This is a genomic window from Melghiribacillus thermohalophilus (assembly GCF_004342905.1).
GTDB classification, from domain to species: domain Bacteria; phylum Bacillota; class Bacilli; order Bacillales; family Alkalibacillaceae; genus Melghiribacillus; species Melghiribacillus thermohalophilus.
This window is the reverse complement of the sequence record NZ_SMAN01000009.1, coordinates 42,696-58,163: the sequence shown is the minus strand read 5'-3', so window position 1 is coordinate 58,163 and position 15,468 is coordinate 42,696. Positions and strand designations below refer to the sequence as shown.

Sequence of the window (15,468 nt, the reverse complement as noted above, 5' to 3'; positions counted from 1 at the left end):
GATATGGAAAAATTGTTGGAAGTTAAAGATTTAACGGTTTCCTTTGATACGTATGGCGGTAAAGTACAGGCGGTACGTGGAGTGAACTTTGATTTATATAAAGGTGAAACCCTTGCTATTGTTGGTGAGTCCGGATCCGGGAAATCCGTTACAACAAAGGCTTTAATGGGATTAATTCCGAGCCCTCCAGGAAACATTGAAAAAGGTGAAATCCTGTTTGACGGAAAAAATCTGGCGAAGCTATCTGAGAAAGAAATGACCAAAATTCGCGGAAAAGATATCTCCATGATATTCCAGGATCCCATGACTTCTTTGAATCCGACGATGAAAATCGGCAATCAGATCATGGAAGGTCTGATCAAACACCAGAGAATGAATCGCACAGATGCTAAAAAACGTGCCATTGAGCTTCTGGAACTGGTAGGTATTCCAAATGCTCAGGAACGGATTAAACAGTATCCTCACCAGTTCTCCGGCGGTATGAGACAGCGTGTGGTTATTGCGATATCCCTTGCCTGTAACCCAAAAATATTAATAGCGGATGAACCGACGACCGCACTGGATGTAACGATACAGGCACAAATTCTGGATCTCATGAAAGATCTTCAGAAAAAAACCGAAGCTTCAATCATTTTTATCACCCACGATTTAGGTGTGGTTGCAAACGTGGCTGATCGGGTAGCTGTTATGTATGCAGGAAAAATTGTAGAAATCGGTACCGTTGATGATATTTTTTACAATCCAAAACATCCGTATACATGGGGATTGCTGGGATCCATGCCTACCCTTGATAATACGGAAGAAGAACTGGTGGCTATTCCTGGAAGCCCTCCAGATTTAATCAATCCTCCGAAGGGAGATGCATTCGCTCCCCGAAATCCTTATGCACTCAAAATTGATTTAGAACAGGAGCCGCCCATGTTTAAAGTATCGGATACGCATTATGCGGCAACCTGGTTGCTTCATGAACATGCACCGGATGTGGAACCGCCCGAATCTGTCAAACGCCGAATGAAAGGTTTTGCGAAGACTGGAACAGCACCCGGCGTGGATGAAAAGAAAGGTGATGAGTCATGAGCCGAGAAAAATTGCTTGAAGTCAAGAACCTAAAACAATATTTTAAATCTGGCCGGCATAGTGTGGTCAAGGCGGTTGACGGCTTAACCTTTGATATTTACAAAGGAGAAACCTTTGGGCTTGTTGGAGAGTCCGGATGCGGTAAATCCACAACCGGGCGTACGATTATCCGTCTTTATGATGCAACTGATGGTGAAGTCTGGTTTAACGGTGAAAACGTTCATGCCAAAAAATCCCGTAAAGAACTGAAGAAATTTAACCGTAAAATGCAGATGATTTTCCAGGACCCATACGCATCATTGAATCCGCGTATGACTGTCAAGGATATCATTGCTGAGGGCATTGATATTCATGGACTTGCTAAAAACGATAAAGAACGGACGGAAAGGGTACACGAACTGCTTGAGACTGTCGGACTAAATAAAGAGCATGCTAACCGTTATCCTCACGAATTCAGCGGTGGTCAGCGTCAGCGTATTGGAATCGCCCGCGCCCTTGCGGTTGAACCAGAATTTATTATTGCCGACGAACCTATTTCTGCTCTAGATGTATCCATTCAGGCCCAGGTAGTGAACTTGCTGAAAAAGCTTCAGAACGACCGCGGTTTAACCTATTTGTTTATTGCCCATGACCTCTCCATGGTTAAATATATCAGTGACCGGATCGGAGTTATGTACTTTGGGAAAATGGTGGAACTGGCAGATAGCGACGAATTGTATAAAAATCCGATTCACCCTTATACAAAATCACTGTTATCAGCAATTCCTCTGCCAGATCCGGATTACGAACGAAATCGCAAAAGGGTACCATATGACCCTTCCATGCATGATACGAGTGAAGAACCCGAATTTCGAGAAATTAAATCAGGTCACTGGGTGCTATGTACAACGAAAGAATTTGAACAGTATAAAGCAGAAATGGAAAATAAATAAACCATTATCTATAAATTCCCCAGCTGTCATCATATGGCCGGGGAATTTTATATTTTTTTTGCTGAAACATCAAAAATCAGGTGACAGATTGCATAGGATATGAATAAGAAATTTTAAAAATTACCTCCCAATTTTCTACAAATTTTTACTATAATGATAAATAAGAAAATAAAAATAAAAAATACGGGGGTTAACCAGCTTGAAGAGAAAACACATCCATTCTATGTTACCGCTCATTTTTGCATTATTGCTCCTTATACCAGACATTCACAGGCTTTCTTATGCGGATCAGAAGCAAAAATATATGTCCAGACATCATGCGATGCATCAGCTTGGAATTCAAAAACTGGTGCTGCCTGATCCAGTTCCAAGGTTTGTATTTGATTCGGGGCTTAAATTCGAATACCCGGATGCCGTCAGAGGGATTTATGTAACAGGCCCCACAGCTGGCACACAGCGTTTCGAAGAGTTAATTCAACTCGTAAATGAAACGGACTTAAATGCCATGGTCATTGATATCAAAGAAGATCACGGAAATTTAACCTTTAAACCAGATAAAGATTCTCCTTTTCATGATATTGGGGCAAACTATATCGATGATCCACGGGCATTGCTAAAGCGTCTTGAAAAAGAAGGAATTTATCCCATTGCCCGAATTGTAGTGTTTAAAGATACCTGGCTGGCCCAACAGAAGCCGGAATGGTCATTTAAAGAAAATGGAACGGTATGGAAAAACAACAGGGGAGAAGCTTTTGTGAACCCATTCATAAAGGATGTATGGGATTACAATGTGGATATTGCCATTATGGCGGCCGAATTAGGTTTTAAAGATATACAGTTTGACTATGTACGATTTCCGGAAGGGTTTGAAAAAAGGGATAAAATCCTTAGCTATTCCGAAGGCGACTACAAAGATTTAGATATGGACAATGTACAAAAACGGGTACAAGCTGTAACCGATTTTGTTGCATATGCAAAAGAGAAGCTTGAACCATATGACGTGGATTTATCCGTAGATATATTCGGTTATTCAGCAACTATTCCAGAAGCACCGGGCATCGGTCAAAACTTTACTAAGATAGCTTCACATGTCGATGTGATCTCTTCCATGATTTATCCGAGCCACTGGACGTCATATTTTGGTATATCTTTTCCTGATAAACAGCCGTACAAACTGGTAACCGAATATGCAAAAGTGGAAAATGGACGTCTTGGCGAATTAGATCCACCGCCTGTTTCCCGACCGTGGATACAGGATTTTGAAGCACCGTGGCTATATCATAACGAACCGGTTACTCAATATGGAAAAAAAGAAGTGGAAGCTCAAATTCGGGCATTAAATGAAAATGGAATCGAGGAATTTTTAATCTGGAACCCAGCCAATAAATATACTCCGAATGTGGATTATACTCCGCTTGATTAATGAAGAAAAAGCTATCTTTCAGGGCAAATGTCCGTAAGATAGCTTTTTTTAAAAAGAGGCATCGTAACTGCTGGCCTGCCAGGTACTACAGACCGCAAGAGATTCGCTGCATTATTCTTCCGCTGTTCTAAACAAAATGCGCGTTATTTCCGCAGTCTAACATAATAGATTGTCACAAGGAATCCTACTTTTCACGGATTTGTTTCGGCCAGTTTTTCTGAAATTTTTTTGTGTAATCAGGATATTGATGCTTTTGCTTTCGGCCAAATACGCTTTCACCAATTTTTTGCGGTATTACAGCCAGAAAAGCTGTGAGCCCCACAATCAATATAGCGAAGAGAAAAAAATCCATTAAAAAAAGCTTCATATTTTTCCCTCCATCCTCATTTATATACTATTGTAGATGATGTTTAGCTTTTTTGAAAGTGGGTATTTTATATAACGAAGATTTGACCAGATTTAACATATGGTCAAACTTTCGTTATAATGGGAAACGAATCAAAAAATAAGGAGTAGATTGCAAATCAATGAATTGGTATGAAAAGTTGAATCAGTATTTTCCAGTCGAGGAAATGAAATCAAAGGAACATATGGAGACTTTGCTTCAGGAAAAAGGAGACGTCTATCATAAGGATGAAGGCAAATATCATGTTTTAATGTATGCTGAATTTGATACGTTTATTTTTATTGACTATGTATACGTTTCTAAAGAAGCGAGGGGACAGGGAATTGGGCACAAATTAATGAAGAAATTAAAAGAAAAGGGAAAACCGATTATTTTGGAAGTAGAACCAGTGGACTACGATGACACAGATACGGAAAAAAGACTCCGCTTCTATCAGCGGGAAGGTTTTAAACACGCTCAATCGATTGGGTACAAACGCAGATCACTCGCTACAAATGAAATAAATCAGATGGAAATTCTGTACTGGTCCCCACAGGATGAATCCGAAGAAGCGATTTATGAAAAGATGAAAAAAATGTATGAACATATTCATACTTATAAAGATGAAGAAATTTACGGACAATCATTTCAACCAACTGATGAAGTTCTTACCTTTGACGAAAATCGTGAAGAAAATATTTTTGAAGATATACGTGAAACGGAAGATATTAAATAACATGTGCCATCCTTGGACTGACTCCATATGGAAAAGGGTCAGTCCTTTTCATATGATTTTTTGCGGATAAATGTTAAAGATTTCATATAACACCTTACGTTTTACTCGGAAATGTAGTATACTATAAATAAGGTTTAAAATTAGAGTAATTTTAATTTGATATGTGTTAAAATCAACTGGTTGTTTGGATAAATTTTTCCTTGTTAAAGGAGTGTGAAGCATATGGTTACCTTATTTACTTCACCAAGCTGTACATCATGCCGTAAAGCAAAAGCATGGCTGGAAGAACATAACATAGCCTATAAGGAAAGAAATATTTTTTCTGAACCGCTTACGGTAGATGAAGTGAAGGGTATTTTACGGATGACCGAAGACGGGACCGATGAGATTATATCTACACGTTCAAAAGCTTTTCAAAAGCTTCATGTCAATTTAGATCAGCTGCCGTTAAAGGATTTAATCCGTTTGATACAGGACAATCCTGGTTTATTGCGCCGGCCCATTATCCTTGACGAAAAGCGTTTGCAGGTAGGATATAATGAGGATGAAATTCGTCGTTTCCTGCCTAGAACTGTACGTACATTTCAGCTTCGTGAAGCACAGCGGCTTGTCAATTAAATCTTGATTTAACAAGCAAAACCCTTGCAGAATAAAGCTGCAAGGGTTTCATTTATTTGATGTCATAGGGGCCTGATGCTAAACAGGAGAAATCGAATCAAAATCACACTGTTCTGCCCTGCTTTTTGTTTGCGAGGTACCCGTAGACAATCACAAATAAGATGATGCTTATTGGTAACAGGAAGTGCAAGAAGTGATATTCCTCAAAAAAAGGAGCCAGGCGTTTTTCGCCAAGAATCATTTCAGCAGCCGTATAGGCGAGAATTCCTGCACCGATGTAAACCGTAACCGGGAAACGTTCCATAAAGGAAAGAATCAGCTTACTTCCCCAGATAATCACAGGAACCGAAACCAGAAGTCCAAAAATAACAAGCCAGATATTTCCGTGTGATGCACCTGCAATGGCAAGAACATTGTCAAAACCCATGACAATATCAGCAAACACGATGGTTTTGATTGCAGAAAACAGGTTGTCCTGTGCCTCGATTTCTATTTCATCTTCTTTGTCGGTCAGGAGTTTGATGGCGATATAGATCAGCAGAAAACCCCCGACAAACTTTAAGTACGGAATATTTAAAAGGTAAAGTGCTACAGCAGTTAACAGCACCCGAACCGCAATGGCCAGTCCAGTTCCCCACAGGATTGCTTTATTTCTCTGGTGTTTTGGTAAATTTCGGCTTGCAAGAGCAATGACAATGGCATTATCTCCGCCAAGAACTAAATCAATACCGATAATGATTAAAATCGATTTGAGCATTTCAATATCCAAGAACTCCAACCTGTTAAACCTCCCAGCATATACCTCGTGACAAATGGAACAAAATCATGTAAAATGTGTTACCAAACTTATGATAAGCAATAATGGACCTAATCAAATATAGAGGATTGAATGAATCCTGTCAAGGTGAAGCGGCTATTGCTGATTTTTATTAAACGAAGCGTTTCTATTTTCAATATTCGAAAAAATATCATAAAATATAAATAAGAACAGTTGCATAATCGAGTATAATAATGAAATAAATATTTTTTCTGTGCTCATCCGATGAAGGAGTTCATGAGGTGATTGGTGAATTGTATGATTATAGGAGATGGTAATCAGGTGTTACAGATATATTTTCCTTCCCATTATTACCTTAAAGAAGGGAGAGGTAAGTATGGAAATCGAGCGTATAAACGAGAATACCCTGAAGTTTTATATATCCTATATGGATATAGAAGATCGGGGCTTTGATCGGGATGAAATCTGGTACAATCGGGAAAAAAGCGAGCAGCTTTTCTGGGAAATGATGGATGAAGTGAATGATCAAGAGGATTTTACAATAGATGGGCCACTCTGGATACAAGTACAAGCTCTGGATAAAGGGCTGGAAATTGTAGTTACAAAAGCTCAGATGTCCAAAGACGGACAAAAGCTGGAATTGCCTCAGGAAGATGGCAAAACCATTGAAATGCCTGTGGATGATAAGATCGAAGCGCTTCTTGAACAAAAGTTCCAGAGCAAAAAAGATACCGAAGAACAAGTGGATATGCATCCGGACCTGGAAAATGAACTTTCCTTTATTGTCCGATTTGAAGATATTGAAGATGCCATCCAGCTCAGTCATTCGGTCGAATCAAATTATCCATTCCAGGATCGTTTGTTCCACTTTGAAGATTCCTATTATTTGTGTATTCAATTTGATGATGAGAATATGGATGATGAGGAACAGGAAAATATTTTGAGCCTTGTTCTTGAGTTTGGGGAAGAAACGGGAATCACCATATTCCGGCTGCAGGAATATGGAAAGATTATTTTTGCTGATCATGCACTGGAACAAATCAAACATTATTTTCAATAAAAGTTAGCAGGCAGGTATATGGAAATATGACTGATCAAACCCTTGCTGTGTCAGAAGCAAGGGTTTTCCAGTGAAATCAAAAGGACATGTGAAACAAATGACCATACCATGACGTAAAGAAATGTAGAAAAAGAACAGAAGTGAGGCAGGTCATAAAAATGGTAAAACGTATACAAATTTTATTGTTTATTGGCATCTTACTATCTGTGTTATACATAACGGATGATTACTGGGCCAGCTGGTTTTTGACATTTTTTTCTCTTTTTATGACGGTATCTGCCATCCTCATAGGATTTATTATTTTTATGGAAAATCGTAATCCCAGACAGACGCTGAACTGGATTATCGTACTCGCTGCCTTCCCGGTAGTAGGCTTTTTCTTTTATTTGTTTTTTGGACAAAACTATCGTAAACGGAAAATGTTTGCGGAAAAAGCTGCACTGGATGAGCAGGCGTTTCGTAAAGTTGAGGGAAACCGTTCCATTCATGAGGAAATATGGTCAAAAATGGGGGAACATCAAAAACTGCTTTTGAACCTCGCGCAGAAAATGGGGAGTTCCCCGATTTCCTTTGATACGGAGTCTAAAATTTTAACCAATGGCAAGGAAACTTTTTCTGCCATATTCGATGCCATTAAGGGAGCACGTCATCATATACATCTGGAATTTTACATTGTCCGGGATGACAGAATAGGAAATGAACTGAAGAACCTGCTCATTCAGAAAGCGAAAGAAGGGGTAGAGGTCCGTTTTCTATATGATGCCGTCGGAAGCTGGAAACTATCGAAAAATTATAAACAGGAAATACTGGAATCAGGGATCGAATTCATTCCTTTTTCACCTGTAAAGGCGCCATTCTTAAACAACAAAATTAATTTTCGCAACCATCGGAAAATCGTCGTCATTGATGGCAAAGTAGGATTTGTCGGCGGTTTAAATATCGGCGATGAGTATCTGGGACGGAATCCATATTATGGAAAATGGAGGGATACCCATTTATATTTAAGAGGTGAAGCTGTACGGAGCCTTCAATTAATTTTTTTGCGGGACTGGTATTACATGACAGGAAAGCAGATGATAAAACAGTCCTATTTATCCCCGGAGTTATCAGATATCCGGCGGGAAGGGGGAGTACAGCTGATAGCAGGCGGACCTGATGGGCGCTGGGAAGTGATTAAAAACGTGTTTTTTTCGATGATTGTTTCTGCCAGACATTCCATCTGGATTGCATCACCGTATTTTATCCCGGACGAAGATATTTTGACCGCTTTGAAAGTTGCTGCTCTAAGCGGCCTGGATGTCCGGCTGTTAGTTCCAAACCGTCCGGATAAACGAATTGTTTTTTATGCTTCCCGATCATATTTTTTAGAACTGTTGGAAGCAGGTGTGAACATATATGAGTATAAAGAAGGGTTTATGCACAGCAAAATCATTATTGTTGATGAGGAGCTAGCATCAATCGGTACAGCCAATATGGATATGAGAAGTTTTCATTTGAATTTTGAAGTGAATGCCTTTTTGTATAAAACCGGCAGCATGAAAAAGCTGGTGGACGATTTTAAAGCAGACCTTAAAAAGTCCAACCTCATACACCTCCGGAATTTCAGAAGGCGTCCAGTCTATAAACGTCTTCTGGAATCCACCTGCCGACTCCTCTCCCCACTCCTTTGATTGTTTAAGTGCATTTCATCTTTGTTCGGGAGGTCTTCCCTCCCCGTCATTCGTTCGATATTCATGAGCAAACAGGCTTTTCATGCTGAAATATGCGAGAGGCTTCGAGCAGGATAAGTCTGTGTTTTCAGGAGCAGGAATGAAAGAATGTAGAGTGGATCACACAAAAAGGAGGGTTTAGATGTTAACGGCTTACGATGATCAGGGGAAACCTGTGGTTTTGTACAGGTATTCCCGGGAAGAGATTAAAAGATTGAAGTCGCGGAGCTTTTTTTGTCCTGTCTGTCAGGAGAACGTGTATATCCGTGCCGGTGATCAGGTGATTCCCCACTTCGCCCATTTTCAAAATAGTGCCTGCACAGAACGAAAAGGGGAGGGAGAGAAGCATAGACAGGGAAAAATAGATTTGATGAACTGGTTAATGGAGCAGGATATCCCGGCAGTTCTCGAATATTATCTGCCACGTATTCAACAGAGAGCCGATATTTTAGTTAAATGGAGAAACAGATGGTTTGCCCTGGAGTACCAATGTTCATCGATTTCCCGGGAAATGCTTATCAAACGGACGAGATCCTATCAGCGTATGGGTATTACGCCAATCTGGATTTCCGGGAAAAAGAGGAGAGCTACTTCCAAAGCATCGAAAATAAACTTAACCCACTATGAACGCTTTTTCTTTTACGAGTGGGATGCACGTTTTCCACCAGTTTTATATTTTTATAATCCTGAAGACAAGGCAATCCTTATGCTTCAGCAGCCTTACCCCGTCAAATCATCATTCTATGGCACTCTCCGCCGATATCCCTTGTCCCGGATATCATTTTCTCATCTTTTTCAGGTTGAGCGTCAGCCGGATTCATGGATTTATTCCTCGTGGCTAAACGAAAAAATTAAATTCAGAACTTATCGTTCCAGATTTTTTAGCCATGATGACCATGAATTCAGACAATGGCTTTATCAGCTGGGATATCACCCTCAGCATCTCCCATCGGCCATTCACCTGCCTACCCCCCATCATTTTTATATCAAACCTCCTCCGTATATCTGGCAAAGTAAAATAGTTCTTTTATTCCTTCATCCTATGCCAGTGGGAAGCGTCTTTTCTATTAAACAACTTTCTCATGTCATGAACCGACATAACTCCTTTTCTACTGATCTTCCATTTGTGCTTCGGAGTCCCACCCCCGTTGAAGAATATCTCCATCTTTTGTGCAAGTGCGGCTATTTCGATCAAATCGGTCCGGATAGATTCCGGAAAGTCCGGAACTTTACGTTTTTCAAAACTCTGGAACAGGCATTCGATGGAGACAAAACACTTATAAAGTTTCTTTTATCCTGTTCATCCAACACATCCCCGCACTGCAGGAGAAGGTAATATCCTTAAGGAGCTCCTGAAGGCTTATGCAGGAAAGAAATTGAACTTGAAAGGAAAAGTTAAAGGCGATGTTTCAAAGTTTGTCCGTTGGGTCTAATGTCTTCCCATGGCCCTATGGATGGATAAAATGGATAAAGTTTTGAATATGGTTTAAAATATAGAAGGATTTTCCACGACTAATCAAGAAGTTGAAAAGAGAAGAAAATGAGGAGGGATGAAGGTGGCAAAAAGCACAAAACAATTGCCCGAGAGATATGAAGTTCCGAAAGAACGGACATGGAAGCTTGAAGATATTTTTGCGTCAGATGAAGACTGGGAAAAAGAGTTTGAAGCAATGAAACAACTGTATCCAGAAGTGAAAAAATTTCAAGGAAAACTATCTGAATCGTCCGAAAAATTGCTTGAACTGCTAAAATTTCAGGATGAGATTTCCATGCGGATTGGGAAATTGTTTACATATGCCCATATGCGTTATGACCAGGATACAACCAATTCGTTTTATCAGGATTTGAACAGTCGTGCCGAAAATTTAATTACCCAGGTGTCCAGTGCCATGAGCTTCATTACTCCAGAAATATTATCTATGAGTGATGAACAGATTGACGCATTTTTAAAAAACAATGACGAATTAAAGCTTTATGAACATTATTTAAAAAATACGATTCGTCAGCGCCCCCATGTATTAAATGAGAGGGAAGAGGCTATTCTCGCAGAAGCTTCAGAAGTTGCATCCAATCCTTCTCAAACCTTCAGCATGCTAAACAATGCTGATTTAACTTTCCCGGCAATTAAAGATGAAGATGGAAATGAGATGGATCTAACCCATGGCCGGTACATCCGCTTTCTGGAATCACCTGATCGCAGGGTCCGAAAAGATGCCTTTCAAGCCATGTATGATACTTATGGAAAATATAAGAATACCTTTGCATCAACACTAAGCGGAAGTGTAAAGAAAGACAATTTCTATGCCAAAATTCGTAATTATGAATCCGCCCGTCAGGCAGCGCTCAACCCAAATAACATTCCCGAAAAGGTATATGATAATCTGGTTGAAGCGGTAAACGAAAAGCTTGATCTGCTGCAGCGTTACATTGGATTGAAAAAAGAGATTCTGGGTGTGGATGAACTTCATATGTACGACATTTATACGCCTCTGGTAAGAGAAGTGAAAATGGAGGTTACCTATGAGGAGGCACAGGATCTTGTCCTGAAAGGTCTTAAACCTCTGGGAGAAGAATATCTGGAAATTCTTCAGGAAGGCTTTCAAAACCGATGGATCGATGTAGAGGAAAACAAAGGAAAAAGAAGTGGGGCCTATTCATCAGGAGCCTATGGAACCAATCCGTATATTTTGTTGAACTGGCAGAACAACGTGAACAATCTGTTTACCCTTGCTCATGAATTAGGGCATTCTGTTCATAGTTATTACACGAGAAAATATCAGCCATATCGCTACGGAAATTATTCCATTTTTGTCGCGGAAGTAGCCTCTACGACCAACGAAAACCTGCTGAATGATTACTTGTTAAACGAAACAGAAGACAAGCGGGAGAAACTATACTTACTGAATCACTTCCTTGAAGGATTCCGTGCCACTGTTTACCGCCAGACGATGTTCGCTGAGTTTGAACATGATATCCATGTAAGGGTACAGAAAGGCGAAGCGTTAACTGCTGATAAATTAACGAAAATTTATTACGATTTAAATAAGAAATACTTCGGTGATCAAATGGTGGTTGACGAAGAAATAGGACTGGAATGGGCGCGTATCCCGCATTTTTACTATAATTACTATGTATACCAGTATGCCACCGGATTTTCTGCGGCGGCAGCCCTATCTTCACAAATTCTTGAAGAAGGTAAGGCTGCTGTTGACCGATATGTTGAATTCCTGAAAGCAGGAAGCAGCGATTACCCGATCGAAGTGTTAAAACGTGCGGGAGTAGATATGACATCGAAACAGCCGATTTTAGCCGCTCTTGATGTGTTCGAAGAAAAGTTGAATGAACTGGAAAAGCTAATCAAATAAACATCTCAAACATGGCGAAATCAAAAAGGTTAATGGCATACAGGGGGGCAAATCCTTGAGCCATTAACCTTTTTTCATGCGCGGGGAAGAGCGGTATCCCCGAAAAACTTTCCGATAGAACAGACTATAAAAGAACAAGTAGAGTGTGATAAAAAAGGCCGGGAGGGTAATGTAACGCGGAAAAAGGTTCATCAGACCGAGCAAATTAAACATAAATGCTACGAGAACTATAGGAAACATGATCCATGGAAAAATCTGTTTCATGTCTATTCCCCCTGTCAGTAGAGATGTATATGATGGAGGGGACATCAATATGATTCATCGACACTATGTGACAATTTTGTGAAAACGTTCACGTATGTATTGAGAATTGGTATAACCCCTGTTATATTAAAAGCGTAAAGAAATTTTACATCGAAGCTGAGACCCCCTTTGTTCGACTGTGAAACTTTCTCCCATCCCCCTTTGTCTTATAGACGAAAGGATTTTGAAGGATAGATGATGATCTATCCTTCTTTTTTGTATCTAATCATTTACAATCCTTGCGAAACAGGTCCCGTTTTAAAAAAACATCATTCCGCTGACCTGGAATGATGTTCTTTATTGCCCCTGATCGATATATCGCCAGAACGTCCCGTATTTCACAGGAACTCGCTCGGCTTTTTGTTTCAGTACCATCTTTTTCATTTCCTTTTCTGTTTTTTCCAGTGACCAGTCATAGACAACGGATATCTCTTTGGAAGCGACAAAATGGTAGTGTTTTAGAAATTCTTCTAAAGAAGGTTTGGAAGCCGGGCGGGGTTTTTTCTGTAATACTTCCTGTAAAACCTCAACATAAACATCATACGTATAAAGACCTGTGATCTTTAGTCCCTCATTGTCATCCAGCTGATTAAAGAGAACAATGGTTGGAATATGTTCGACTTCCATTTCCCTTGTGATTTGCAAATCACACCGAAGGGCCAGTTTTGCAGAGTTGGAATGGAGGTCCCGCTTAAATTCCTCAACGTCAAGGTCCGCTTCTTCAGCACATTTGGTCAGGACATTCACATCGGAAATATTTTGTTTATCCAGAAATAAAAACTCCTGCAGTTTACGCAAAAATGTCATGCCTGCTTTTCGGCCCTGAAGTTCGGCTGCTTTTATGGCAAGAGAGGCGAGCCATGGGGAGGAGACAGGGTTTTCAAGCCAGAGATCCCCGTCACAGCTCATCCCAGTGCATGTAGCGGTCTTTTCCCATGTTTCTGCCAGTTTTTTCGGTTCCTGAACCTGATTGAGATTTAATCTAGAAAGGTCCCCGGAAATAATCGGCCTCAGTTTGAAAAATCGTCCGTATTCAATAACGAGCTTTTTTAAGAATGGTTCCATCGACCAGCACCTGGGACAAAGGGGATCAATAAACACATAAATTTCAACTGGCTTGTTTAACAGGTTAAAAAAACCATACTGGGATTTAGGGGGTCTGCTTCTGTTGTTGGCATGCCCAGTATTTTTCCAAGTCACAATGATTCTCCTTTCCCTTCCTCTGGAGTATTAATCATATGTGTAGCAGTCATTGCCAATCGGTCGAAAATGGCACTTCGGTAAGGTTCTGGTATTTCAGCTTCATTCAGGGCCCCCTGCATACACTCAAGCCAGGCATTTCTTCGTGAAGGAGTGATCTCAAAAGGGATATGTCTGGCACGCAACCTCGGATGGCCATGTTCGGATGTATACAATGGGGGACCGCCAAAAAATTGTGTCAAAAACTGTTTTTGTTTTCTTGCTGTTTCAGTTAAATCATCCGGAAAGATTGGTGTAAGAGCCGGATGTTTTCCTACCCGAGCATAAAAGGCTTCCACCAAACGTTCGACGGCCTCTTGTCCTCCGATTGCCTCATAGATCGTTCCGTATGGTTTGCTCATTTTCAAATTCCTTTCCGAACGTTTTGTATTTATTGTAGCAACGTAGAATAGGATGGGCAACTATTGTGACTGCGCGGTTCTTACTTGCTTTTAAAAAAACGTTCTATTTTATTAGGCGTATTTCTAGCCGGAATTTGCATGTTTGTTAGCAAAGCTAAAAATACAGCCCGGCCCTTCTTATATTCTGTGGCTTCAAGCTCCAGTTCAAAATCTTCCGTTCCTTTATATTGACTGTGATCAAGCACGAGAGTACAGTCCCTCCATGGAGTTTCAATCCGGCGGGTAATGAGCTTCCCCTGGTAGACGAGCTGTCTGGATGAAATACCCATCTCTTTTAATCGTTTTCCAACATTTTCTTTTAGAGTGACATTCCCTGAGATCCATTCTGAACATTCTTCTTTTGTCAGCCAGTCATGGGTTTCCAGGAGTCCGTATGCTCTAGGCTGTTTTAACGTACATTGATATTTTCCGTCTTTTTCCCGTATCCGCAGTGCTGCGTTGTGTTGTTTTAACTGGAAGTTTTCTGTTTCGAAATAGTAGTTGGTCTGCACGTTAGATTGGGATTCAGATAAATGGAGTTTTTTTATCAGTGAATGATATTCGTCTTTTGTTAACATATTTTTAAATTCAATTTCTACTTCCTGCATGTTTTAAGCCTCCCTGTGATTTTATTATGACGTAAAATCTGTGATTTTGGCAAAGGGAAAGGATGTTGTCTCAGATTATTTATCTGCTGTTTATGCCACTTTATGGTACAATGATAGCGTCATAGTTCCCATAATATTTTTCCGCAAGGATGAAAAGGGTGGGATCCATCATGGAGTGGAAGGTATTTTTAGCTCCCTATGCACAGGCTGTTGAGGAGCTTAAAGTGAAACTCAGGGGAATGAGAGCACAATTTGAATATGAGTCTCGTCATTCACCGATTGAATTTGTTACTGGCCGGGTAAAGCCGATTTCAAGCATTATCGAGAAGGCTAGACGAAAACGGATTCCCTTTGATCAAATCGAAATGGAAATTCAGGATATCGCCGGCCTCAGGGTTGTCTGTCAATTTGTTGATGATATTTACACCGTTGTTAAAATGTTGAGAGGCCGAAGGGATTTTAAAATTGTCGAGGAAAAGGATTATATCAGCTGCAAAAAAGAAAGCGGATATCGCTCCTATCATGTGATTATTGAATATCCAGTTGAAACGATTCATGGAGAAAAAAAACTTCTTGCCGAAATACAGATTCGTACACTGGCCATGAATTTCTGGGCTACGAATGAACATTCGTTAAACTATAAATATTCCTGGCAAATACCCGGTAATATAAAAACAAGGCTGAAAAGGGCGGCAGAAGCAGCTTTTCAGCTTGATGAGGAAATGTCAAAAATCAGAAATGAAATTCAGGAGGCCCAGCGGATTTTTAAAGAAAAGCAGGAACAAGAAAAACACAACAGAGAATAACATACTTTTCAGACAGAGGGGAACGAAT

16 protein-coding genes are annotated in these 15,468 nt (G+C 40.2%); 10 read left to right on the top strand and 6 right to left on the bottom strand.

All coding sequences use genetic code 11. From position 1 onward, the window contains the following. The first annotated feature begins 3 nt into the window (after positions 1-3). From EDD68_RS08040 to EDD68_RS08030, 3 genes are all read left to right on the top strand, one after another. Positions 4-1,077 (top strand): ABC transporter ATP-binding protein, encoded by a 1,074-nt coding sequence (locus EDD68_RS08040; protein ID WP_132371731.1) that lies wholly within the window; start codon positions 4-6, stop codon positions 1,075-1,077. Beyond that, positions 1,074-2,009 carry an ABC transporter ATP-binding protein gene (locus EDD68_RS08035; protein ID WP_132371730.1) on the top strand — a complete coding sequence of 312 codons (936 nt, stop codon included), beginning with the start codon at positions 1,074-1,076 and terminating at the stop codon, positions 2,007-2,009. The genes EDD68_RS08040 and EDD68_RS08035 overlap by 4 nt, the downstream gene beginning before the upstream one ends. Before the next feature lie 199 nt (positions 2,010-2,208). Further along, on the top strand, positions 2,209-3,432 hold the full coding sequence (locus EDD68_RS08030; RefSeq protein ID WP_243646800.1) for a putative glycoside hydrolase: 1,224 nt from the start codon (positions 2,209-2,211) through the stop codon (positions 3,430-3,432). A 184-nt stretch (positions 3,433-3,616) separates the two neighbouring features. Here EDD68_RS08030 and EDD68_RS08025 read toward each other — a convergent pair whose 3' ends face one another. Further along, positions 3,617-3,799 (bottom strand): hypothetical protein, encoded by a 183-nt coding sequence (locus EDD68_RS08025; RefSeq protein ID WP_132371729.1) that lies wholly within the window; start codon positions 3,797-3,799, stop codon positions 3,617-3,619. A 160-nt stretch (positions 3,800-3,959) separates the two neighbouring features. Here EDD68_RS08025 and EDD68_RS08020 point away from each other — a divergent pair, with 160 nt between their 5' ends. Together EDD68_RS08020 and spxA are read left to right on the top strand one after the other, a co-directional pair. After that, on the top strand, positions 3,960-4,553 hold the full coding sequence (locus EDD68_RS08020) for a GNAT family N-acetyltransferase (RefSeq protein WP_132371728.1): 594 nt from the start codon (positions 3,960-3,962) through the stop codon (positions 4,551-4,553). Positions 4,554-4,775: 222 nt separating this feature from the next. Continuing rightward, the gene (spxA, locus tag EDD68_RS08015; protein ID WP_132371727.1) at positions 4,776-5,171 is read left to right on the top strand and encodes a transcriptional regulator SpxA; all 396 of its coding nucleotides are present in this window, start codon (positions 4,776-4,778) and stop codon (positions 5,169-5,171) included. A 103-nt stretch (positions 5,172-5,274) separates the two neighbouring features. Here the strand turns inward: spxA and EDD68_RS08010 are convergent, their stop codons facing one another. Continuing rightward, positions 5,275-5,940 (bottom strand): TerC family protein, encoded by a 666-nt coding sequence (locus tag EDD68_RS08010; protein ID WP_132371766.1) that lies wholly within the window; start codon positions 5,938-5,940, stop codon positions 5,275-5,277. Positions 5,941-6,325: 385 nt separating this feature from the next. On the opposite strand from EDD68_RS08010, the gene mecA reads away from it, so the two are divergent. From mecA to pepF, 4 genes are all read left to right on the top strand, one after another. Beyond that, a complete protein-coding gene (mecA, locus tag EDD68_RS08005; protein ID WP_132371726.1) occupies positions 6,326-7,009 on the top strand; it encodes an adaptor protein MecA in 684 nt (227 codons plus the stop codon). A 158-nt stretch (positions 7,010-7,167) separates the two neighbouring features. After that, positions 7,168-8,679, top strand: coding sequence for a cardiolipin synthase (cls, locus tag EDD68_RS08000; protein ID WP_132371725.1), 1,512 nt, complete (start codon positions 7,168-7,170; stop codon positions 8,677-8,679). A gap of 181 nt (positions 8,680-8,860) precedes the next feature. Then, the gene (locus EDD68_RS07995) at positions 8,861-10,054 is read left to right on the top strand and encodes a competence protein CoiA (protein ID WP_132371724.1); all 1,194 of its coding nucleotides are present in this window, start codon (positions 8,861-8,863) and stop codon (positions 10,052-10,054) included. Between the two features lie 220 nt (positions 10,055-10,274). Then, on the top strand, positions 10,275-12,083 hold the full coding sequence (gene pepF, locus EDD68_RS07990) for an oligoendopeptidase F (protein WP_424399160.1): 1,809 nt from the start codon (positions 10,275-10,277) through the stop codon (positions 12,081-12,083). A 63-nt stretch (positions 12,084-12,146) separates the two neighbouring features. Here the strand turns inward: pepF and EDD68_RS07985 are convergent, their stop codons facing one another. The 4 genes from EDD68_RS07985 to EDD68_RS07970 all read right to left on the bottom strand — a co-directional run bounded on the left by EDD68_RS07985 (position 12,147) and on the right by EDD68_RS07970 (position 14,634). Then, on the bottom strand, positions 12,147-12,347 hold the full coding sequence (locus EDD68_RS07985) for a hypothetical protein (RefSeq protein ID WP_132371722.1): 201 nt from the start codon (positions 12,345-12,347) through the stop codon (positions 12,147-12,149). 336 nt (positions 12,348-12,683) lie between these two features. Next, a complete protein-coding gene (locus tag EDD68_RS07980; protein WP_132371721.1) occupies positions 12,684-13,586 on the bottom strand; it encodes a ClpXP adapter SpxH family protein in 903 nt (300 codons plus the stop codon). Then, complete coding sequence (locus EDD68_RS07975; protein ID WP_132371720.1) at positions 13,583-13,987, bottom strand: globin domain-containing protein; 405 nt, start codon at positions 13,985-13,987, stop codon at positions 13,583-13,585. The genes EDD68_RS07980 and EDD68_RS07975 overlap by 4 nt, the downstream gene beginning before the upstream one ends. 80 nt (positions 13,988-14,067) lie before the next feature. Then, the gene (locus tag EDD68_RS07970; RefSeq protein WP_132371719.1) at positions 14,068-14,634 is read right to left on the bottom strand and encodes a CYTH domain-containing protein; all 567 of its coding nucleotides are present in this window, start codon (positions 14,632-14,634) and stop codon (positions 14,068-14,070) included. 170 nt (positions 14,635-14,804) lie between these two features. On the opposite strand from EDD68_RS07970, the gene yjbM reads away from it, so the two are divergent. Beyond that, positions 14,805-15,440 carry a GTP diphosphokinase gene (yjbM, locus tag EDD68_RS07965; RefSeq protein ID WP_132371718.1) on the top strand — a complete coding sequence of 212 codons (636 nt, stop codon included), beginning with the start codon at positions 14,805-14,807 and terminating at the stop codon, positions 15,438-15,440. Positions 15,441-15,468: the final 28 nt, after the last annotated feature.

Coding starts and splice junctions, on each gene's coding strand:
- EDD68_RS08040 (WP_132371731.1), top strand. CDS start 4: ATGGAAAAATTGTTGGAAGTTAAAGATTTAACGGTTTCCTTTGATACG.
- EDD68_RS08035 (WP_132371730.1), top strand. CDS start 1,074: ATGAGCCGAGAAAAATTGCTTGAAGTCAAGAACCTAAAACAATATTTT.
- EDD68_RS08025 (WP_132371729.1), bottom strand. CDS start 3,799: ATGAAGCTTTTTTTAATGGATTTTTTTCTCTTCGCTATATTGATTGTG.
- EDD68_RS08020 (WP_132371728.1), top strand. CDS start 3,960: ATGAATTGGTATGAAAAGTTGAATCAGTATTTTCCAGTCGAGGAAATG.
- spxA (WP_132371727.1), top strand. CDS start 4,776: ATGGTTACCTTATTTACTTCACCAAGCTGTACATCATGCCGTAAAGCA.
- mecA (WP_132371726.1), top strand. CDS start 6,326: ATGGAAATCGAGCGTATAAACGAGAATACCCTGAAGTTTTATATATCC.
- cls (WP_132371725.1), top strand. CDS start 7,168: ATGGTAAAACGTATACAAATTTTATTGTTTATTGGCATCTTACTATCT.
- EDD68_RS07995 (WP_132371724.1), top strand. CDS start 8,861: ATGTTAACGGCTTACGATGATCAGGGGAAACCTGTGGTTTTGTACAGG.
- EDD68_RS07985 (WP_132371722.1), bottom strand. CDS start 12,347: ATGAAACAGATTTTTCCATGGATCATGTTTCCTATAGTTCTCGTAGCA.
- EDD68_RS07975 (WP_132371720.1), bottom strand. CDS start 13,987: ATGAGCAAACCATACGGAACGATCTATGAGGCAATCGGAGGACAAGAG.
- EDD68_RS07970 (WP_132371719.1), bottom strand. CDS start 14,634: ATGCAGGAAGTAGAAATTGAATTTAAAAATATGTTAACAAAAGACGAA.
- yjbM (WP_132371718.1), top strand. CDS start 14,805: ATGGAGTGGAAGGTATTTTTAGCTCCCTATGCACAGGCTGTTGAGGAG.